Origin of the sequence: Pseudoalteromonas sp. S3785 (assembly GCF_005887365.1) — a bacterium.
GTDB lineage: Bacteria > Pseudomonadota > Gammaproteobacteria > Enterobacterales > Alteromonadaceae > Pseudoalteromonas.
This window is the reverse complement of sequence record NZ_PNCT01000052.1, coordinates 13,968-34,540: the sequence shown is the minus strand read 5'-3', so window position 1 is coordinate 34,540 and position 20,573 is coordinate 13,968. Positions and strand designations below refer to the sequence as shown.

At 40.5% G+C, this 20,573-nt stretch carries 19 protein-coding genes; 3 read left to right on the top strand and 16 right to left on the bottom strand.

Features of this window, described 5'->3' with window-relative positions; all coding sequences use genetic code 11:
* Positions 1-1,077 carry an iron-sulfur cluster carrier protein ApbC gene (gene apbC / locus CWC17_RS13200; RefSeq protein WP_138613332.1) on the bottom strand — a complete coding sequence of 359 codons (1,077 nt, stop codon included), beginning with the start codon at positions 1,075-1,077 and terminating at the stop codon, positions 1-3.
* A gap of 187 nt (positions 1,078-1,264) precedes the next feature.
* Here apbC and metG point away from each other — a divergent pair, with 187 nt between their 5' ends.
* On the top strand, positions 1,265-3,286 hold the full coding sequence (gene metG / locus CWC17_RS13195; protein WP_138613330.1) for a methionine--tRNA ligase: 2,022 nt from the start codon (positions 1,265-1,267) through the stop codon (positions 3,284-3,286).
* A gap of 99 nt (positions 3,287-3,385) precedes the next feature.
* Entirely contained in the window at positions 3,386-4,030 is a 645-nt protein-coding gene (locus tag CWC17_RS13190) for a bifunctional 4-hydroxy-2-oxoglutarate aldolase/2-dehydro-3-deoxy-phosphogluconate aldolase (protein WP_138613328.1), read from the top strand.
* 66 nt (positions 4,031-4,096) lie between these two features.
* Here CWC17_RS13190 and CWC17_RS13185 read toward each other — a convergent pair whose 3' ends face one another.
* The 12 genes from CWC17_RS13185 to CWC17_RS13130 form a co-directional block, all read right to left on the bottom strand.
* Positions 4,097-4,741 carry an MOSC domain-containing protein gene (locus CWC17_RS13185; protein WP_138613326.1) on the bottom strand — a complete coding sequence of 215 codons (645 nt, stop codon included), beginning with the start codon at positions 4,739-4,741 and terminating at the stop codon, positions 4,097-4,099.
* Positions 4,742-5,221 carry a molybdopterin synthase catalytic subunit MoaE gene (gene moaE, locus CWC17_RS13180; RefSeq protein WP_138613324.1) on the bottom strand — a complete coding sequence of 160 codons (480 nt, stop codon included), beginning with the start codon at positions 5,219-5,221 and terminating at the stop codon, positions 4,742-4,744.
* Complete coding sequence (locus CWC17_RS13175) at positions 5,221-5,520, bottom strand: MoaD/ThiS family protein (protein ID WP_138613322.1); 300 nt, start codon at positions 5,518-5,520, stop codon at positions 5,221-5,223. The genes moaE and CWC17_RS13175 overlap by 1 nt, the downstream gene beginning before the upstream one ends.
* Positions 5,498-5,968, bottom strand: coding sequence for a cyclic pyranopterin monophosphate synthase MoaC (gene moaC, locus CWC17_RS13170; RefSeq protein ID WP_004587754.1), 471 nt, complete (start codon positions 5,966-5,968; stop codon positions 5,498-5,500). The genes CWC17_RS13175 and moaC overlap by 23 nt, the downstream gene beginning before the upstream one ends.
* A 1-nt stretch (position 5,969) precedes the next feature.
* The gene (gene moaB / locus CWC17_RS13165; protein WP_138528494.1) at positions 5,970-6,509 is read right to left on the bottom strand and encodes a molybdenum cofactor biosynthesis protein B; all 540 of its coding nucleotides are present in this window, start codon (positions 6,507-6,509) and stop codon (positions 5,970-5,972) included.
* Positions 6,506-7,132: a molybdenum cofactor guanylyltransferase gene (locus CWC17_RS13160; RefSeq protein WP_138613320.1), complete on the bottom strand. Its 627-nt coding sequence runs from the start codon at positions 7,130-7,132 to the stop codon at positions 6,506-6,508. The genes moaB and CWC17_RS13160 overlap by 4 nt, the downstream gene beginning before the upstream one ends.
* 1 nt (position 7,133) lies before the next feature.
* Positions 7,134-8,105: a GTP 3',8-cyclase MoaA gene (moaA, locus tag CWC17_RS13155; RefSeq protein ID WP_138613318.1), complete on the bottom strand. Its 972-nt coding sequence runs from the start codon at positions 8,103-8,105 to the stop codon at positions 7,134-7,136.
* Between the two features lie 16 nt (positions 8,106-8,121).
* Complete coding sequence (locus CWC17_RS13150) at positions 8,122-10,812, bottom strand: nitrate reductase (RefSeq protein ID WP_138613316.1); 2,691 nt, start codon at positions 10,810-10,812, stop codon at positions 8,122-8,124.
* Between the two features lie 21 nt (positions 10,813-10,833).
* On the bottom strand, positions 10,834-12,360 hold the full coding sequence (locus CWC17_RS13145; RefSeq protein ID WP_138613314.1) for an FAD-dependent oxidoreductase: 1,527 nt from the start codon (positions 12,358-12,360) through the stop codon (positions 10,834-10,836).
* Between the two features lie 253 nt (positions 12,361-12,613).
* On the bottom strand, positions 12,614-13,807 hold the full coding sequence (locus CWC17_RS13140) for an alginate export family protein (RefSeq protein WP_138613312.1): 1,194 nt from the start codon (positions 13,805-13,807) through the stop codon (positions 12,614-12,616).
* Positions 13,808-13,816: 9 nt separating this feature from the next.
* Positions 13,817-15,556, bottom strand: coding sequence for a bifunctional protein-serine/threonine kinase/phosphatase (locus CWC17_RS13135; protein ID WP_138613310.1), 1,740 nt, complete (start codon positions 15,554-15,556; stop codon positions 13,817-13,819).
* A gap of 9 nt (positions 15,557-15,565) precedes the next feature.
* Positions 15,566-17,035 (bottom strand): NarK family nitrate/nitrite MFS transporter, encoded by a 1,470-nt coding sequence (locus CWC17_RS13130; protein ID WP_138613309.1) that lies wholly within the window; start codon positions 17,033-17,035, stop codon positions 15,566-15,568.
* A gap of 286 nt (positions 17,036-17,321) precedes the next feature.
* On the opposite strand from CWC17_RS13130, the gene moeB reads away from it, so the two are divergent.
* Complete coding sequence (gene moeB, locus CWC17_RS13125) at positions 17,322-18,080, top strand: molybdopterin-synthase adenylyltransferase MoeB (RefSeq protein ID WP_138613307.1); 759 nt, start codon at positions 17,322-17,324, stop codon at positions 18,078-18,080.
* A 37-nt stretch (positions 18,081-18,117) separates the two neighbouring features.
* On the opposite strand, the gene CWC17_RS13120 is transcribed toward moeB, so the two are convergent.
* From CWC17_RS13120 to modA, 3 genes are read right to left on the bottom strand one after another with little or no spacing between them, the layout of a single operon-like run.
* Positions 18,118-19,155: an ATP-binding cassette domain-containing protein gene (locus tag CWC17_RS13120; RefSeq protein WP_138613305.1), complete on the bottom strand. Its 1,038-nt coding sequence runs from the start codon at positions 19,153-19,155 to the stop codon at positions 18,118-18,120.
* Positions 19,148-19,834, bottom strand: a complete 687-nt coding sequence (modB, locus tag CWC17_RS13115; protein ID WP_138613414.1) for a molybdate ABC transporter permease subunit — start codon at positions 19,832-19,834, stop codon at positions 19,148-19,150. The genes CWC17_RS13120 and modB overlap by 8 nt, the downstream gene beginning before the upstream one ends.
* Positions 19,821-20,573 (bottom strand): molybdate ABC transporter substrate-binding protein, encoded by a 753-nt coding sequence (gene modA, locus CWC17_RS13110; protein WP_138613303.1) that lies wholly within the window; start codon positions 20,571-20,573, stop codon positions 19,821-19,823. The genes modB and modA overlap by 14 nt, the downstream gene beginning before the upstream one ends.

Here is a 20,573-nt window from a genome sequence, read left to right as displayed (position 1 = left end):
TTAATCTTCTGTAATCACAATTTCAACACTGCTTTGGTGTTGCTGATAAAAAAGCGTGCTGGCAATCAGTCTTGCCGCTGCGCTGTATGTGTTGCTAATAGCCGCGCCGGTATCGCTGGCGATTAATTTACCTTGCTCTGAGTATTCACGAATATCTATGGCAAGTGGAATATGGCTTAACACCGGTACGCCGTGTTTATGGGCAAGTTTTTCTGCGCCATCTTTGCCAAACACATGGTTTGCTTCACCACAATGAGTACAAATGTAATGGCTCATATTTTCTATAAGCCCAAGCACAGGTACGTTAACTTTATTAAACATTGCAATGCCTTTTTGCGCATCGGCTAAAGCTAAGTCTTGTGGGGTAGTAACAATAACAGTGCCACTTGCGGGTACTTTTTGACTCATGGTTAATTGTATATCACCGGTACCTGGCGGCATATCAACAATTAAATAATCAAGCTCGCCCCAATCGGTTTCGTTTAATAATTGGTTGAGCGCTCCCGAGGCCATTGGGCCCCGCCACACTGTTGCGTCATCACTTGGCACTAAAAAGCCGATTGATTGCGCTTTAATGCCGTTAGCATCAAATGGCTGTAGTAGTTTGTTATCTTTGGTTTGTGGCTCTGCGCCTACAAGCCCCAATAACATAGGAATAGATGGTCCATAAATATCGGCATCTAAAATCCCTACTTTAGCGCCTTCATTTTTTAGCGCACCCGCTAAATTTACCGCGGTAGTTGATTTACCCACACCGCCTTTACCCGAGGCAACCAGCACAATATGTTTAATGGCTTTAAATTTTGCAGGTTCATTTATGATAACCGAAGAATTTATGGTTACTGGTGTTTTTATACTTTCACTTACATGCTGCTCAACAAGCGGCATTTCTGATTGCGCTGCAAAAGGCAGTATCAGTTTTATACGTATTGATTTATCGTCATTTTGTGAAATGCTATCGATAAAGCTTTCATCAATACCCACGGCAAACGCCGCGCTACGATACGCCGCTAAAGCGGTAATAATCGGTTGTTTTTGAACCGATTTAGAGGAGAATAGTTTCGACAGTCCAAACATAGCAATTAAATAGCGTTTCTTTGATGAAAAGTGCCACAGAATTATGTAACATTCAGGGCATTAAAACCAGTCAATTAACAAAAATCCATAAGCTAAGCGACCTATTAGTCCAAAGCTTATTGATAAATTAATGATAATCGCCTTTTTTGTAGTAAAAAGGGTGATTTATCCTCAATTCGGAATGATTATGACGCAGCGAAAGATCCTCATTACCAGCGCATTACCTTATGCAAATGGCCCTACTCACTTAGGCCATTTATTGGAATATATTCAAACTGATATTTGGTCACGTTTTCAAAAACTACAAGGCCATGAAGCGTATTATGTTTGCGCCGACGATGCTCACGGCACGCCAATTATGCTTAATGCGCAAAAGCAAGGGATCACGCCTGAAGAAATGGTTAAAAATGTAAGCATTGAACGCCAGCGCGACTTTGCCGACTTTAACATTAAGTTTGATAATTACCACAGCACCCACAGCTCAGAAAATAAAGAATTGAGTGAGCTTATTTATAACCGTCTAAACGATGCTGGTCATATTAAAAAGCACACTATTTCACAGTTATTCGACCCTGAAAAAGGCATATTTTTACCCGATCGCTTTGTAACAGGTACTTGCCCTACGTGTAAGTCTGAAAACCAAAATGGCGATAGCTGTGACTCGTGTGGCGCAACTTATAGTCCTACCGAATTAATAAACCCGCGTTCGGTAATGTCAGGTGCTGAACCTATTTTAAAAGATTCAGAGCACTACTTTTTTGATCTGCCAGCGTTTGAAGGCATGCTAAAAGAGTGGTTACACTCAGGTACTATTCAGCAAGAAATGGCTAACAAACTAGATGAATGGTTTACCGATGGCCTGCAACAGTGGGATATCAGCCGCGATGCACCTTACTTTGGTTTTGAAATTCCAAACGCACCTGGTAAATATTTTTACGTGTGGTTAGATGCGCCTATTGGCTACATGGCCAGCTTTAAAAACTTGTGTGACGAAAAAGGCCTCGACTTTGATGCGTTTTGGGCTGAGGGTTCTGATGCTGAGCTGTACCACTTTATTGGTAAAGACATTATTTACTTCCACAGCTTATTTTGGCCAGCCATGCTAGAAGGCGCTAACTTTAGAAAACCAACCAATGTATTTGCTCATGGTTTTGTAACTGTAAATGGCGAAAAAATGTCTAAATCTAAGGGTACGTTTATAAAAGCACGTACTTACCTTGATAACCTAGACCCAGAATATTTACGTTATTACTACGCAGCTAAATTAAACAGCGGCATTATTGACCTTGATTTAAACCTAGAAGACTTTGCACAACGTGTAAATTCAGACCTAGTAGGTAAAGTAGTAAACATAGCAAGCCGTTGTGCGGGCTTTATTACCAAAAAGTTCGACGGTAAATTAAGCAGCACAATTATGCAGCCTGAATTACTTAAAGAATTTCAAGCTGCTGCACCAAGCATTACTGCCCACTATGAAAACCGTGAATACAGCCGCGCTATTCGTGAAATTATGGCCCTTGCCGACAAAGCAAACCAATTTATTGATGCCGCAGCACCTTGGGTACTTATTAAAGATGAAACAAAACAACAAGAAGCGCACGAAGTGTGCTCGCTTGGCCTTAACTTGTTCCGTGTTTTAATTACCTATTTAAAACCTGTATTACCAGGTATGGCTGCGAACGTAGAAGCCTTTTTAAACGACGACTTAGCGTGGGATGGTGTTCAAAATGCACTAGTAAACCACCCTATTAATAAGTTTAAGCCGTTAATGCAACGTGTAGAAATGGATAAAGTGAACAAAATGGTAGAAGAATCAAAAGAAAGCCTAGAATCAAAAGTAACAATTGACCCTAATAGCCCACTTGCAAAAGAGCCAATTGCAGATGAAATTGAATTTGATGACTTTGCAAAAGTAGACTTACGCGTGGCCAAAATTGCCAAAGCTGAGCACGTTGAAGGCGCCGACAAACTACTTAAACTTACACTTGATTTAGGCGGCGAAACTCGCCAAGTGTTTGCAGGTATTAAATCAGCTTATGCACCAGAAGACATTGAAGGCAAACTTACTGTAATGGTTGCAAACCTTAAACCACGTAAAATGCGCTTTGGTATGTCAGAGGGTATGGTATTAGCTGCAGGCCCTGGCGGTAAAGAAATTTATATTCTTAACCCAGATGATGGCTCAGAGCCTGGTATGCGTGTAATGTAATATATTACTTAAAATAAACCGCTGATATCAGCGGTTTTTTTTATAGTTAAAAAACCGCTGATAGATAAGTCTCTTAATAAAATAAAGTGAATTAAAATTATGAGCCAAATTTTAAATGCCCACAGAATAAAAATAAGCAAGAAAATAAGGCAAGATAAATTGGTGGCTATTATTCGCTTAAAGCAACAAAGCGATGTAGCCCCCTTAATTAATTGCTTAGTTAATGCAGGCATTAACGCACTAGAAATCACCTCAAATACACCAGGCTTTGAGCAAGAAATAGCAAAAGCACGTGCTGCTTATAAAAATACCCTGATTGGCGCTGGCACAATAATTAACACCGCCCTTGCGCAACAAGCGATTGATGCCGGTGCGCAATTTTTAGTTACACCCAATACTAATCAAGCCGTTGTAGAGCTTGCCCACCGCCATGGTTTACCTGTGTTAATGGGGGCACTCACCCCTACCGATGTCGCCAATGCTATAGACTATGGCGCCGATATTATTAAGGTTTTTCCTGCAGGCAGTATGGGGGTTAATTACTTTAAAGCGCTAACGGGGCCTTTTTCTGATGTGCCATTAATGCCCGTAGGCGGCATTAACTTAGACAACCTAACAGATTGGTTTGAAGCGGGGGCATGCGCAGTGGCAGTAAGTAGTGATTTTAGTAAGCCGATAAACAACAACCATCAATATGACACATTAAGCCAATTGGTGTGCAAATACATATCAGCGCTTGCTTAACAAACTAAATAATACTGGCTAAAAGTGAGCTTTTATTAAGGGTAATCCAGCTTTAATAACGCTCTTTTAAATACCTAATTTCTTTTTGATTTTAGTTTGCCACTCAAGCGCAAGCTCGGGTAATTCAAGTGCTGCTAGTAATACGCTCTCACAATCTGGGTATTGTTTATCAAAAAACGCCTGAAACAACGTTTTAACCGAAATATTATGCTTAGCTTTATATTCAATAGTGACTGAATCGCCCGTTTTTGCAATACCTTGCTCAAGTACTCTAAAATAAACACCCGTGTGGTAATACTGCGTAAACAGTTTTAGGCTTTGTTTATTATTAAGTGCAATAGCCAATTTAAAGCAAGGCACACGCGGTTGGCTTACCTCAAGCAGTACAGTACCTACACGAATACGATCGCCTATATGAATGTTTTGCTCATCAAAATTTGAAATTGTAAAGTTTTCGCCAAAGGCACCGACTGCTAAATCATCATTTTTAAGGGTGCGTTTCCAGTAAGCATAATGATTATGTGAAAACGCATAAACCGCTTTATCCACCCCACCGTGATTAACTAAATCGGCTTGTTCATCACCTATTATATTTAGCTTTTCAATAACAACAGGCTCACTGGTTGGCGTTTTAAAAATACCTGTTTTAACTTCTTTGCCGTTATGAACAACCGTTTTTATTTTAGAGATATTGGTAGAGATTATCTGCATTTACTCAATTGCATCCTGTTCGATACTTTGCCATTTATCCAGTGCTTGCTTGTCTCTTTGTTTAAACTCAACCCAGTTTGATGAATTTTTAAAGTGCTCTTTTTTCCAAAACGTGGCGTGGTTTTTTAAGTAATCCATAATAAATTGTGCGCCTTCAAACGCAGCTTGGCGGTGGCGGGAGGTTACGCCAACAAATACAATTTGCTCCCCAAGCGCTAAATAGCCGACTCGATGAATAATGCTTATGCGAGCAAGTTGCCAGCGTGTTTGCGCTTGCTCAGCTATTGATTGCAGTAGTTGCTCAGTCATACCTGGGTAGTGCTCAAGCTCAAGGGCGATTACGTTATCGCCGCTACTAAATTCTCGCACAAGCCCTGTGAAAGTAACTACAGCACCATCGCTTTTGTTATTACTACAAAGTGCGTCATGTTGCTCGCCTACTGAAAAATCGTGCGTTTGTACTTTAATGCTTATACTCATTAGCCACCTGTAACGGGTGGGAAAAAAGCAAGTTCATCCCCTGCTTTTACAAGCTCATCGCTTGATGACATAGTTTGATTAAGCGCACACAAAACATCACGCTCTTCAAGCCACGCCTGCCAAAGCGGATTTTGCTCAACCAGCATGTGTTTAAACGCTTTAATGCTAAGGGGGTGCGCTATCTCAACGGTTAACTTATCGCATTTTAGGCGTTCTTTTAGTTGGCCAAAAAATAGTACCTTTACCTGCCCTGCAGCTGCATTAGTATTATCTAAATTAGTCTCGCTGCCAACTGCCATGCTTGCCTCCTGCTTTTTGTGTTACACGCATACCGTGTATTTCCATAAGCGGATCGGCGGCTTTACACATATCAAATAGTGTAAGGGTCGCCACAGATACAGCGGTGAGCGCTTCCATTTCAACACCCGTCTTGCCCGCCAATTTACAGTAGCTGGTTACTTTAATTTGGCTATTTGCTTCATCAAGCTCAAAATCAACGGCTACTTTACTCAGTGCAAGTGGATGACAAAGCGGAATTAAATCGGCGCACTTTTTAGCGCCCTGAATACCTGCAATGCGTGCTACGCCTAGCACGTCACCTTTTTTATTTTGATTAAGCAGCACTTGCTCAAAAGCTTGTTTGCTCATTTTAATGTAGGCCTCAGCAGATGCATCGCGCAGAGTAACCTCTTTTAGCGATACATCAACCATGTTTGCTTGGCCATTTTCGTCTACGTGGCTCAGCATATTATTGCTCTCGTGATTCACATTTTTTACCAATAGTAATATGCGGGGCAAAGTTACATGGCTTGTGCATTGAGTCTAACTGATCTTTTATAATACCTGTCCAGGCTGTTTTACATGCGCCGGTAGAGCCTGGCATACAAAAAATAACCGTGTTATTTGCAAGGCCTGCCAGTGCGCGAGATTGAATAGTTGAGTTACCAATTTCGCCGTAAGAAATATGTCTAAATAGCTCACCAAATCCATCCACGCTTTTATCAAACAACGGTGCAAATGCCTCTGGTGTTGAGTCGCGCTCGGTAAAACCCGTACCACCGGTGACTAAAATAGCGTGAATAGTGTCATCGGCAATCCACTGCGAGGCAACTGCTCGCATTTGATAAACATCATCTTTAACGATGTCTTTATCAGCTAAGTGATGGCCTGCCTCGCTAAGGGCTTTAATTAAATAATGGCCTGAAGTATCCGTTATTTCATCGCGTGTATCGCTTACTGTCATTACGGCAATGTTTAGTGCTATTTGTGACTCAGTTGTGTGGCTCATAGGGTTCTTCTCAATAAATTAGGTTTGTGTTGGTCAAGTTGCTCATTAACAGCTTTAAATTGCGCCGGCGTATTAGTATTAACAAGCGCATGTGCTTTATCACATTTAAGTGTTTGCACACCAATACTACGGGTAAACTGTTTAATTGATTTATGACTATTTGCGTTTATGAGTAATTGTTTTAAATGACGTTTAACGCTTTGGGTGTTACGAATATACAGGGGTAACGGTTCATTTTCAAAGTGCCATGCATGTATTTGTGGCTGATTTTTTTGAAAGTGGGAATTATCACTTACTACAGATACTATTTGTGATAATAAATTACAGGTAAGCAGTGGCATATCTACAGCGGTTACAAGTATATCTTGATCTGTTGCCATTAAGGTTGAATAAATCCCCCCAAGCGGGCCAGAATCAGGGTATATATCTGGTATATATTGCGCAGTAGCACTTTGTACATTACGACTTATGAGTACATTACTTGCTCCTGCTGCTTTTAATAATTCACAGGCATTTTGCAGTAATGTTTTATTTTTTAAAATGAGGTTGGCTTTATCGCTACCCATTCTTGATGATTGCCCACCAGCGAGCACAACCCCCGTAAACACTGTTTTATTGCTCATTTTAGCCGCCTAACATAGCTAAATGGGTTGTGGCGCCCGTTAAGCGTTTATCGAGCTCATGGCTAATGGTTTTGTTACCCATTGCTGCTTGAATAGCGTTTACAGTAGCTGGCGTATCTTGCTCATTTAGATGCGGACGTAAATCTATACCTTGCTCGGCAAACAAGCACAAATGTAATTTGCCTAATGACGATACTCTTAATCGGTTACAGCTTTTACAAAAATCTTTACTGTAGGGCATAATTAAGCCAATGCGACCCTCAAAATCGGGGTGACAAAACTCTTCTGCAGGCCCGTTTAATTTACCTCTCACTACCTGTAACCAACCTTGTGCTAAAAGCTGTGTTTTAACACTTTGCCCGCTTAAATGATTTTGTTCAAAAAAGGTGGCGCCATTGCCTGTTTCCATTAGTTCGATAAAGCGTACCGTTACTTTTTTATATTTCACCCAGTTTAAAAAATCCTTTAATTGGTTTTTATTAAACTGCTTAGCCAGCACGGCATTTATTTTTATATCTTTTATGCCAAGCTCAATTGCTCGCTCTATCCCTTTTAAAATATGGGTTAGCTTGTCGTGCCCTGTAATTAATTTAAACATGCTTGGGTTTAAGCTATCAATACTAATGTTAAGCGCATCTAAGCCAGCGCTGTAAAACTCATCAATTTTATTAAATAAGTTAAAACCATTCGTTGTTATGGCTACTTTTTCTATGCCTGGCGTGTTTTTACATTGCTTTATAATATCGGTAACGTCATTGCGTAAACACGGCTCGCCGCCTGTAATACGCACTTTTTTAGTGCCTAATTGCGCAAATGCATTTACTAAGGTGTTTATTTCACTTTTATTTAAAAAGTTACGAGGAGTATCGCACTGATACCCGTTTGGTAAACAATACGTGCAACTAAAGTTACACACATCGGTAATAGAAAGGCGCAAATAGTTAAACTGCCGACCAAATTGATCATTAAGCATATGCTTCCTTGTTTATTTACATTTCAACTGCAACATCAATACTTTGAGCGCTTTGCGTACTATGTTGCTTTATTAGTTGGCTTAACTGCGTTTTACACGAGCCACAGTTTGTGCCGCATTTTAGTTTAGACCCCAATTGCTCCACCGTATTTGCACCACTTTTAATGGCACTTATGATGGGTTGCTCACGTACTTTAAAGCAACTGCACACCTGCGCGCCTTGGGTAAACTCCTCATCGGGGGTTGCATACAGCAATGACTGTAATTGGCTAAACGTTATTAAAGGCTCTGCAAATAAATGATTTATCCACTCAAGTGATATGTCTTTTTGAGCAGATGAAATTACCGCAACAAACACTAACTGCTCATTTTGGATACATTGAACATGCATGGCCTTTGCTGTGCTCATTGCCGACCACTGCCCTTGTAACCCTGTCAGTGTTTGGCAGTAATAAAGTAAGTCATTTTGTGCCTCATCAAGCGCTAACTGGTAATTAACACAATTACTTGCGTTAACTTTAAGCCAAAAATCACTGTTTATATTAAGTTCGGTTTTGCTAAAAAATTGCATGTACTGAGCAAACTGCGCTTTAACTAAATCAACGGCACCATGCTTACACTCAGCTTGGCCCGAAATCGGATCTACAACCGATTGATAAAGCCCACTTACCGTAGCGGATGAGGCAAATTGCTTGTTCCAGTGAATAGGCATAAAACACTCGCCTTTGCGTACAGCATCCGTTACTTTTGCATGAGCCGTGACTTGCCCCGTTTTAGCATTTGCCGTTATTAAATCGTTTGCCTTTATGTTTAATCTGCTGGCATCAATGGGGTTAATTTCAATATACGGGCGCGTTATGTGTGTTGAAAGCGCAGTACTTTTTCCGGTGCGGCTCATTGTATGCCATTGATCGCGTATTCGCCCTGAGTTCATTACAAAAGGGTAATCACTTGATGTTTGCTGCACAGGAAGTTTAGGCGTTATAGGTATAAAGCGGGCTTTTTTATCTGCGGTGCTAAATTGTTTATTAACAAAAACCTGCCCATTTTTATAAGGCTCATTTTTTAGTACCGGCCACATAACCGGTTTTAAATTATCGTATTGCTGCTGCGTAAGCCCTACTAAGCCTGATAAATTAAGCGCTCTGCTGCCGTTATTTTCAAAATCAGTTAGCTGAGCCCATTCATCAAAAATGCCGCTTGGGTCTGTAAAGTCAAACCCTTCAAAACCCATTTTTTGAGCAACTGAGCATATTATTTGCCAATCGTTTTTAGCCCCCGAGAAAGGCTCAACTAACGGCCGCTGCCTTGAGATTCTGCGCTCTGAGTTAGTTACTGTGCCGTTTTTTTCACCCCATCCGGTAGATGGAAACGCCACATTCGCAAATTTTAGGGTATCGCTTTTGGCAATACAATCAGACACGACCACCAGCTCACATTGCTCAAGTGCATGTTGTATTGCTGCGTTATTAGGTAAGCTTACCATTGGGTTGGTGGCCATTACCCAAATAGCTTTTATTTTTCCTTTAGCTATTTCATCAAACATATCAATCGCATTGCAGCCTGCTTTTTTAGCTATTTTTGGTGAAAGCCAATATCGCTGTACAAGGGATTGATGCTCTTCATTTTCTATATCTAAGTGAGCAGCTAATTGATTAGCCAAGCCACCGACTTCACGCCCACCCATTGCATTAGGTTGCCCAGTTATTGAAAACGGACCACAGCCCGGTTTTAACAACTTACCTGACGCTAAATGCGCATTTATAATAGCGTTACACTTATCAACCCCTGAGCTTGATTGATTAATACCCATCGAATAAAAACTAATGGCAGTTGGACTTTTTGCAAATAAGGCGTAAAAGTCACTGACGAGCTGCGCGTCTATATCACAAAAGTCGCTTACCGCTTTAACATTCCACTTTTTTGCCTCTGCAAGCGCAGTTTCAAAACCGTTTGTATGCTCGTTAATGAACTGCGTATCTAAATAGTTATGTTCACTTAAATAATTAAGTAAACCGTTATAAAGTGCCCCGTCGCTGCCTGGTTTTATATTTAAAAAGGTATCGGCAAGTTCAGCTGTGTCGGTTTTACGTGGGTCGATAACCACTACTTTCATGTTTGGATTTAGCTTTTTTGCGCGCTCCATACGTTGATAAAGCACCGGATGCGTCCACGCTGCATTCGAGCCAATTAAAATAAGTAACTCAGTTTGCTCTAAATCTTCGTAGGTACATGGCACTACGTCCTCACCAAACGCACGCTTATAGCCTGCAACCGCCGATGACATACACAGCCTTGAGTTTGTATCTATATTGCCCGAGCCTATATAGCCTTTCATTAATTTATTGGCAACGTAGTAATCTTCGGTGAGTAACTGCCCCGATACATAAAACGCGACCGAATCTGGCCCGTGTTCTTTAATAATGGCGTTAAACCTGTTAGCTACATATTTGGTTGCAGCATCCCAGCTGAACGGTTCGTTATCAATAAGGGGCGATGTTAATCTGTTGTCGGTGCCTGTTGTATCTAACAAATGCGTGCCTTTAACACACAAGCGGCCAAAATTAGCGGGGTGTTCGCGGGTGCCTTCAAGTTTTGTTGGGGTATTATTTAATAATGAAATATCAACCCCACACCCTACACCGCAATAAGCGCAAGTAGTTTGTTTAAGCAAAGGCTTATTTGAACATGTGTTTAACGTTTTCATACTGCTCTCTTATAGTGAGTGTTAAGCGCTTTGTGATACAGGCTCATCTACTGGGGTTAGCGTGGCAATTTTATTATTAAGTGCGCTACTAATAACGCTTTGCACTAGTTTTTCACAGCCTCCACACCCCGTACTTGCTTTAGTGGCTTGTTGCACATCACTTAAATCGCTACAGCCTTGCATAACAGCGTGTTCAATGGTGTGTTTTGTCACTTTGTGGCACGCACAAATAATGGCATCACTTGGTAAATCATCAGCGCTTAGTTCACCCGTTTCACCTGCAAGTGGCATTATTAACGATTCTGCAGGCACGCTAAGCTCTATACTATTTAAGTGGTACTGTAATAAATTATCGTAATCACTGGTATCGCCAACAAGTACAGCACCTATAAGTTTGTTGCCTTGCTCATTTGTGACTACTTTTTTGTAAATACCATTTGGCTGATCCTCAAAGTAATAGCTAATTGCGCCTTCACTGCGGGCGTGGGCATCACCAATTGAACCTACTTCAACGCCCATTAATTTAAGCTTTGTGCTCATATCAGCGCCGCTAAATTCATCAGTATTGGTTGAATAATTGCCTAAAGGTGTATCTGAAGCTGTACTTAAAGAAAGCAGTTTTAAAACATGCCCCGCCGCTACTTTCGCCATAGCGTAGCCCGGTGCTACAAGTCCAAAAATAAAGTTATTCCAAAGGGCGCATTCGCCTATGGCGTATATGTTTTTATCACTCGTTTGGCAATGGTTGTTTATTACTATGCCGCCGCGCTCACCTAATTCTAAATTAAACTCGCGAGCTAAGTTATCGTATGGGCGAATACCTGCTGAAAACACTATCATGTCGGTTTCTAGGGTTTGACCACCCTTAAAACACATTTTATAACGGCTATTTTCACCCTCAATAATTTGCTCTGTAGCCACTGAGGTATGCACTGTAACACCAAGGTCAGTAATTTTATTTTTAAGTAACCGCCCACCAGCCCCGTCAATTTGTACACCCATAAGTTGTGGCGCAAATTCGATCACGTGAGTTTGCAAGCCAAGCTGCTTTAAGGCATTTGCGGCTTCTAGCCCTAATAATCCGCCACCAATAACCGCGCCTACTTTACTGCCCTGTGCAGATTTTTTTATGGCATGTAAATCGTTAATGGTTCTGTAAACTAGGCAATGCTCACGATCCTTACCTGGAATGGGTGGCACGAATGCAAATGAGCCCGTTGCCAATATTAGCTTGTCGTACGTAAATGACTTACCTTTTGAAGTAGTCACCGTTTTTGCATCTCGGTTTATATCAACCACTTTAGAATGAGTATGAAAACTCACTTGCCAATCTTGATAGGTTTTACTGCAGGTAAGTGCTAAATCGTCTTCGGTTTTACCTTTAAAAAACGACGAGAGCTGAACGCGGTCATAAGCGAGGCGGTCTTCACCGCTGAGCACTGTAATATCAATATTTTTGCTATCACCTTGTTGCGACACTAGTTGCTGTACAAAATGATGCCCCACCATTCCGTTTCCTACGACGACAACACGTTGCTTACTTGGCATTAAAATCACCTGTTTGATTTAAAGTACTAAATGCATAAATTAATACTTCAAACGTATAATTTGTTATGTAGTTGTTATAGCAATATGCAAGCCAGATATATAATCAATATATTTCAGTGAGTTATCCAACTTGGTGCAGTAAAAAAGAAATGAAAGCACCACAAGCTGGCGTAATTGCACCAACTTGTAACGATTTAAATTACGAGGATTAAACTGTGTCTAAATACCTGTGTTTAAGTACTTGTGTAAGTACTCAGAATTTAGCGTTTACCCATACCCATAGTTTTTGAGTGTCAACTTTGCCTGCAGCGCTATCACCTGCTGAATAATCGGCATATTTAGCGCCCACGGCATAGGTTTTATTAATAGGCTTAACGTATTGCACGTTTAGCTCTGAGCCTAAATCATCAACCTCATTCGCATTATCGTTGGCATCATAGTTGTGATAAGCCACTAACCATTTACCGCCAAAGGCTTTACCATTTAAGCTTACATAAGTGTCATCAAGTCCTTGTGCAGGAGTTGCTAAAAACGTATCAACCCAACCATTAAATTTATGCATTGTGGCAAGCGGCGTAGCAAAACCATAATCGCTATTATCAGAACCCAGTGATTCAATACCGGCTTTTAATGAAACGGTTTCAATACCTAAACCGCCTAAATCAACGCCACCCTCAAGGGCATAGTAATCAGCATCAAAATCACTCATGCTCGTTGAAGCAGATTGCGTGGCGTACTCTGCCTTATAGTAAACCTTTGTGTCGCCGAGCGTTTTATTCCCAGTAAATGAAACACCATAGGTATCTAAGCTGTCGTCATCTACAGCGTCGTTACTTAATAAATAACCGTATAAAACCACTTTACCTACGCTTGTTTTAAAACGTGCATTGATTAGGTGATCGGATGAATCAATATCTTTGCTATCGGCAAATATACGGTTGCGCTTGCTTATGTAGCTATAGTGCAAGTTAATATCATTAAATGTGTAATTGACCGTTGCAGCATCAAAGGTTTGTCTGTCTTGCCTAAAGCCAACGTGACCCACAAATCGTTGTCCATCAAGCGCTATTACTTGTCTACCTACTTTAATTGATAACGCATCTTTAGCGTACTTAACAAAAGCTTGATCTACTTCTGTGGTTTCTGGGTCGGCTATTACTGAATAATCAGTATTTTTACCTAGTGTATTATTGTAATCGTCCACACCTAACAGGCTGCGGCTGTCTTCAACTTCAATAAGAGCATAAAAACCATTCACTTCATCTGTTTTATGCGTAAGGCGTGTGCGCAGCGTTAAGCTACTTGCATCTTTTAATGCGTTATCTTGCTCTGCGCTTTCAAAGCGCAGTCTAAAGTTAAGGTCGGTTTGTGCAGCATGACTTATTGAAGGCGCAGCAATGCACCCTATCATTAAAATAATAGGTAAGTTATTTTTATAATTTAACATGTTGGTCTCTTAGTTTTTAATTATGAGTACGCACAATAAAATGATAAATAAACACAGCGAAATGCTCTTCCAAACTAATACTGGATCGCGTTTCATTATTGAAATTTTATTGGCTGAACTCTGTAAAAGTGGATTAGGTTTATTAATATCTGCTAAAAACTCAGAAAATGCGTGGTATCTGAGCTCTGGTTTTGGCGCCAATGCTTTCATTAAAGCCTGATCTAACCAAAACGGGATATCGGCTCTGTATTTACGAATACTTGTGTATTGCCAATGGCTGTAATCAATAGGGGTATGATTTATCGGCAATGTTTTATAGGGCAGCTTTGAACACAGTAGCTCATAAGCAATCACCCCAAGCGAAAACATATCGCTTTTAAAATCAGCATGCAGCGAAATAAGTGTCTCTGGTGCGGTGTAATCTACCGTCCCTTGTGGGCAATCATCAGCAATTTGCTTTACCGACTCATCCATTGCCGCAACACTTACCGTACCGTAATCGATTAATGTTACCTTGCCGTGGGGATCTATCATCACATTATCGAGTTTTAAATCGCGGTGCACCATATCCAAACGCTGAAACGCTCTAAGTGCTTGTACTATTTGTTCAATAATACTACGTACTTGGGTAATTTCTGGATGCGGCACATCATGTTTCCAATCACTCAGTGTTTGCCCGTCCATGTATTCGCAAATATGATATAAAAATCGGCTTTGCGATTGCGTATTTAAAACCTTCATAACATTGGGATGATTAATACGTTGCCCTACCCAGCCTTCTCTTATAAAGCCTTGAAGGTAGTGCACGTCGTCTTCAAAATTTACCGAAGGCGCCTTTAATACAACAGGCGGCGTATCGGGTGTTTGTTGCACCAAATAAATGTGCGAGCGGCTACTGGCGTGTAATTCACGGATAACAGTAAAGTCATCAATTTTTTGGCCAACCTTTAACGGTGGCGGAATTTTACGTCTAGTTAAAGAGTGATATAACTCGTCTAAATTTTGTTTTGCAATACTATTCACTTTTACAAGTAAGCAGCTTACGTTGTCGTCACTGCCTCTTGCTATGGCAAGCTCTGTCACTGATTTTGCCGCGTGTTCTAGATTAGCATGCTCATTAATTAGCTTTTGTATATCACTGTATGGCAACACATCGTGTACACCATCGCAGGTAAGTATATAAATATCATCAGCTTTAAGTTCAACTTCGTATACATCAATTTCTTGATGAAGCTGTGCGCCTAAAGCCCGCGTTAGGGTATCGTTAACTTTATGGTCGCGTGTTATTGCTTCCATATTTTTTGTCCGTAAACGCGTAATTCGGGTATCACCTAAATGAAAAATATAACCCGTAGCCGATTTTAAAATAAGCGCTGTAAACGTGGTCATCCAATCGGCTTGGCGCTGGCCAAGGTGATTGTAATTAACCGATTGCGAATACAGCCACTGATTTAAACTAGCCAATACCTTAGATACCGACTTTTTAACGGCCCAACTTGGTGGTGTATTTAAATACTCATTTATAAAATGCGTTACCGATAACTGTGACGCTTGTTTAGCATTTTTTGCTGATGAACACCCATCGGCCAAGCAGGCAATCACCCCTTTTGACTCTTTTTCTTGCGCTTGAGTATTAAGGGCAGCAAACGCATCTTGGTTTTCGGTTTTTATACCTTTGCTACTGTGCCCACCAAACTCAACGTTAAGTTCGTTTGTAAGTGCGCTGGCTTTTTGGGTTTCATCAAACATAAATATGCCTTAAGTCACAGAAATAAGTTCAACGGTGCCATCTTCGTTTACTTCTGTGATGTGGCCATCGGGTTCTTTCATGAAAAATAATGCACCTAAACCTAACAATGCACTGGCAGCGATAATCATAAAGAATGTTTGGTAATCAACTAACGAGAGCGCCGTTAAATATACAACAGCCCCTACATTACCGTAGGCACCTGTCATACCTGCAATTTGACCCGTTAAACGACGTTTAATAAGTGGCACTGCGGCAAATACTGCGCCTTCCCCTGCTTGCACAAAAAACGAACACGCCATAGCAGCGGCAACAGCAAGCCAAAGCGGCCAGCTTGCGTCAACTAAGCCCATAACAAAATAACCTACAGCTAGGCCTGTGGTAAGTACAATAAGTGTTTTACGACGACCCATTCTATCTGAAATCCAACCACCACCGGGGCGAGAGGCTAAGTTCATAAATGCATAAGCTGATGCTAATAAGCCTGCGTACACCATATCAAGACCAAATACTTCCATAAAAAACAATGGCAGCATAGATACAACAGCTAGCTCTGAGCCAAATGTAGTAAAATAAAGAATGTTTAAAACAGCAACTTGTTTGAAGTCGTAACGGTGTGATTCTGGAACAGGTTGTTTAAAAATATGGCCATTTATATCAAACGCTTTATACACTTCGTAAATATAAAGCAGCACTAAAAACACGTATGTGCCAATTACAAAATTTTCAGAAAGTAAGTTTGCGCCAGTAGGAGAAAGCTTCCAGGTAAGTAACGCCAATGCACCATACATAGGGAGTTTCATTATAAGTAGTAATACAAAGTCACCTTTACTGGTTACTTCCATTGCCCCTACTTTTTTAGGCTTAAAGTATGTGCCACCTTTAGGCGTATCAGTTACGTTTATATACCATATAACACCAAATATTACGCTTAATACACCAGTTACACCTACTGCATAACGCCAGCCATCTTCGCCACCAAACATAAGCGCTAATATTGGCAGTAACATAGCAGCTGCTGCTGAGCCAAAGTTACCCCAACCTCCGTAAATACCTTCGGCTGTACCTAGCTCGTTTGCTGGAAACCATTCACTCACCATGCGAATGCCCACAACAAAACCCGCACCAATAAAGCCAAGTGCAAAACGGGCGATAGCTGCTTGCTCAAACGTTGTTGCAAGTGCAAACATAAAACACGGAATACTACACGTAATAAGTAGTGCAGCGTAAACAATGCGAGGTCCAAATTTATCGGTTAGCATACCAACCACAACACGTGCAGGAATGGTTAAAGCGACATTTAAAATTAGTAGCGTTTTAACCTGTGCCATGGATATTCCTAGCGAGCTCGCTATGGCACCTAATAATGGCGCATGGTTAAACCATACAAAAAAAGAGATAAAAAACACCATCCAGCTTAAATGTAGTATTTTCATTTTTCCGCTAAACGATATGAGATTAAACCCAGTACTCGGTTGCATGTTTTTTTCCTTGTAACGATTATTGTTTTAAGCAGCGAATACAACTTTGGTAGTAAAAACACTGCGACGATTGTTAAATTAACGTTAACCGCCTTCAGCAATTACTAAGCCAATAATTATTAGTCAGGCTTTTCATATACTTATATTTTTTGGAAATGTTATTTTTTTTGCTTTGCACTATTAAAGCAGCCACTGTGAGCGTAAACAGTGCAAAGAAATTTTAAGCTTTACTTGCTCTAAGATTTAACTAATTGGTATTGTTTAAAAAAATTATGAGAAAAAATAAATGCAAAAACCGCCTTTAACCTATCAGCAGCAATTACGCTATTCACGCCACATTATGCTTCCTCAGTTGGATATCGATGGGCAAGAAAAAATATGGCAAAGTCATGTGCTTATAGTTGGGCTAGGTGGATTAGGTTGCCCTGTAGCACAATACTTGGCTGCCTCAGGAGTAGGAACATTAACGCTTGTCGATAACGATGTGGTTGATTCGACAAATTTGCAAAGGCAGGTGCTTTACAAACACACTGATATCGGCAGCTTAAAAACCCACAGTGCAAAAAAGCATTTAACTCAGTTGAATAATGAAATAGAAATACACACGATTGATGAATTTTTAGACGAAAGTGCGCACCTTGAGCACTTACTTAGCAAAGTGGATGTTGTTATTGATTGCTCTGATAACTTAGCAACGCGTAACTTACTCAATAGCAGCTGCTTTAACACCTGCACGCCTTTGGTTTCTGGCTCTGCTATTCGGTTTGAGGGGCAAGTTGCTTGCTTTACAATGGCGCCTAATAGCCATTGCTATGGGTGTGTGTCACAGCTCTTTGGCGAACAAACTCAAAGCTGCTCCGAGTCAGGCGTGCTCTCCCCTATTGTAGGACTTATTGGCAGTATTCAAGCAACTGAAGCCCTTAAAATTATTGCAGGACTTAATAGTAAACTCACTGAACAACTATTACTTGTTGATGGTTTGAGTATGGAGTTTAACCGTTTTAACATTGTTAAAAATAAGCACTGCCCAGTTTGCAATGCCTGATTTAATACATTTAAAATTCATGACTGCTTTTAAAAGCCTAGCTCAGTGTTTCTAAATTATTTATTGTCAGGTAAACCTGCTCACCCAGTTGCACATTACTTTGTTGCCATTGCCTTTTAGATACCACGCAATACAGCAACTGCGTATCTACATTAACGGTAAGTAGCCATTGCTCATCAAGCTGCTGGGTATTTTCAAGCGTACCTATTAGCACGTTTGCACTACACTGGTTAGTCGGCTTTACTTTGCTGTAGGTTATTTGCCCGCTTTCTATAATTAACTTATGACTTTGTTTTACCAGCGAAGGCACTGCATATACATGTTGTAAGCTGTTACTAAGGGTTAGCTTGCATAGCCCAAATGCATCATTAAATTCAGACTTACTAAAACTAAGTACACTCAGTGGTGTTTGGCTCTTATTTGTATAAATACTGTGCACCACGTCTTGTGTGGCACCACACTTAAGCACCTTACCTTTCGCCATATGTATTAATGTATCGCTACAATAAAGGAGCTCTTTTAAAGAGTGGCTAACAATAATAAATTTAATACCATGGGATTTATTAAGTTGTTGCACTCCCGCCAACATAGTAAAACGCGTTGACCAATCTAATGCACTAAATGGCTCATCAAGTAAAATAACTGATTGCCCACTTAGAAGTGTTCTGGCAAAAATTACACGCTGACGCTCACCGCCCGAAAGCCCCGCTACATCACGATTGAGTAATGGATTTAGTGCTAACAAATCAATCACCTGATCAGGCGTTAAGTTGTGACTTTTATTTTTACAATGCGTGTGAGTAAACAGTAAATTACCCATCACATTTAAATGTGGAAATAACGGGCACGACTGCAGCTGTAAAGTAAGTAGGCGTTTATCTGGCTTTAGATGGGTTATATTATGATTATTTATACACACATTTTGCGCCGTACTAAGCCCCGCTATCGCCTGTAATAAGCTCGACTTGCCAGAGCCCGAAGGACCAAACACCCCTAAAATATCAAATTGGTTTATAGCTAAGTCAACATTGAGTTCAAAATCGTCCAAACGTTGATGGCATTGTATTTTAAGCACGATTAGCAGCTCCGTTTATCACGGTTTTATTAAATTTAAACAACAACACTAAACACGCAAACGCCATTGCGAGCAACACCAACGATAATTGATGCGCAGCCCCATAATTAAGTGACTCTACATGGTCGTAAAGTGCAATAGACACCACTTGGGTTTCGCCTTGTATATTGCCACCAATCATTAGCACTAAACCAAATTCTCCTAATGTATGGGCAAAACCCAGCGCAAAGGCACTGCCTATACTTGGCTTTAATAGCGGTAACGTTAAATACATAAATCGTTTAAATGGGCTTATTCCTAAAGCAATAGCTGCTTGGTCATAGGTGGTATTTATTTGTTTAAAACCCGCTAGTAGCGGCTGCATCACAAACGGAAGTGAATAAAATAATGAGCCAATAACCACCCCTTGAAAACTAAATGCGAGCTGCGTACCAGTAAGCCAAAACCAAAACTGGCCAAATGCATGCGTAGGTGAAAACAGCACTAATAAATAAAAACCCATTAGCGTAGGCGGCAGTACCAAAGGCATGGCTATAAGTGCTTCTAATATAGGCTTTAACTTACTTTTATAACTGGCAAGTTGCCACGCAAGCGGAATACATATCACTAACAAAATAGCGGCTGTTATAAAGGCAAGTTTAATTGTAAGCCACAGCGCTGTTAAATCACTTGCTAGCATCACTGTCCTTTGCTTTGTAGCCAAGTGCTAATAATGTTTTTGCGGTTGCGGGGGCATTTAAAAAAGCCATAAACTTTTTAGCAACAGTTAAATGCTTTGATGCGCTAATAATAACGCCTTGCTGTGTTATTTCAGGGTAATTTTTAGTGTTGATAAGCGTGTAGTTTAAATATTTTTTATTTTTAGTTTTACCATAAGCCGACTTTAACGTAGATAACGCCACCAAACCTTTAGCGGCATTGCCTGTTTCAACAAATTGAAAGGCATGAGTAATATTATTTGCATAGACAAACTCATAGGGGGTTTTTATAAACGCTTTTGCGTAATGCATTGATGATTGCCCATAAGGCGAAAAACGTGGGTTCGCAATGGCTAATTTATTATTCATAACGCTGCTACTTGGTTGCCAAAGTGCTAATAAACCTATTGCATAGGTTGTTAAACTGTCTTTAATTGCAAAACCATCTTCTATAAGTGCTTGTGGACGCGACGCATCAGCAGATAAAAAAACATCGTACGGCGCTCCATGCATAATTTGCGAGTGTAATACACCGCTAGATGCTGCCGATATTTTAAAATTTATATTTTTAAGTGCAGGATCAGTAATCAGCTTTTGTAGCACTGGTTTAAAATTGCTCGCAACGGCTATATGCAGTGTTTCTTTTGCGCTAACGCAGTTGCTAAATAGCACTAACAGTAACAACAAATAACCACACCATGTATTGTAAAGCTTTAACAT

What these genes read in the sequence shown, in the direction of transcription:
- apbC (WP_138613332.1), bottom strand. Translation starts at nt 1,077, where the DNA reads ATGTTTGGACTGTCGAAACTATTCTCCTCTAAATCGGTTCAAAAACAA.
- metG (WP_138613330.1), top strand. Translation starts at nt 1,265, where the DNA reads ATGACGCAGCGAAAGATCCTCATTACCAGCGCATTACCTTATGCAAAT.
- CWC17_RS13190 (WP_138613328.1), top strand. Translation starts at nt 3,386, where the DNA reads ATGAGCCAAATTTTAAATGCCCACAGAATAAAAATAAGCAAGAAAATA.
- CWC17_RS13185 (WP_138613326.1), bottom strand. Translation starts at nt 4,741, where the DNA reads ATGCAGATAATCTCTACCAATATCTCTAAAATAAAAACGGTTGTTCAT.
- moaE (WP_138613324.1), bottom strand. Translation starts at nt 5,221, where the DNA reads ATGAGTATAAGCATTAAAGTACAAACGCACGATTTTTCAGTAGGCGAG.
- CWC17_RS13175 (WP_138613322.1), bottom strand. Translation starts at nt 5,520, where the DNA reads ATGGCAGTTGGCAGCGAGACTAATTTAGATAATACTAATGCAGCTGCA.
- moaC (WP_004587754.1), bottom strand. Translation starts at nt 5,968, where the DNA reads ATGCTGAGCCACGTAGACGAAAATGGCCAAGCAAACATGGTTGATGTA.
- moaB (WP_138528494.1), bottom strand. Translation starts at nt 6,509, where the DNA reads ATGAGCCACACAACTGAGTCACAAATAGCACTAAACATTGCCGTAATG.
- CWC17_RS13160 (WP_138613320.1), bottom strand. Translation starts at nt 7,132, where the DNA reads ATGAGCAATAAAACAGTGTTTACGGGGGTTGTGCTCGCTGGTGGGCAA.
- moaA (WP_138613318.1), bottom strand. Translation starts at nt 8,105, where the DNA reads ATGCTTAATGATCAATTTGGTCGGCAGTTTAACTATTTGCGCCTTTCT.
- CWC17_RS13150 (WP_138613316.1), bottom strand. Translation starts at nt 10,812, where the DNA reads ATGAAAACGTTAAACACATGTTCAAATAAGCCTTTGCTTAAACAAACT.
- CWC17_RS13145 (WP_138613314.1), bottom strand. Translation starts at nt 12,360, where the DNA reads ATGCCAAGTAAGCAACGTGTTGTCGTCGTAGGAAACGGAATGGTGGGG.
- CWC17_RS13140 (WP_138613312.1), bottom strand. Translation starts at nt 13,807, where the DNA reads ATGTTAAATTATAAAAATAACTTACCTATTATTTTAATGATAGGGTGC.
- CWC17_RS13135 (WP_138613310.1), bottom strand. Translation starts at nt 15,556, where the DNA reads ATGTTTGATGAAACCCAAAAAGCCAGCGCACTTACAAACGAACTTAAC.
- CWC17_RS13130 (WP_138613309.1), bottom strand. Translation starts at nt 17,035, where the DNA reads ATGCAACCGAGTACTGGGTTTAATCTCATATCGTTTAGCGGAAAAATG.
- moeB (WP_138613307.1), top strand. Translation starts at nt 17,322, where the DNA reads ATGCAAAAACCGCCTTTAACCTATCAGCAGCAATTACGCTATTCACGC.
- modB (WP_138613414.1), bottom strand. Translation starts at nt 19,834, where the DNA reads ATGCTAGCAAGTGATTTAACAGCGCTGTGGCTTACAATTAAACTTGCC.
- modA (WP_138613303.1), bottom strand. Translation starts at nt 20,573, where the DNA reads ATGTTAAAGCTTTACAATACATGGTGTGGTTATTTGTTGTTACTGTTA.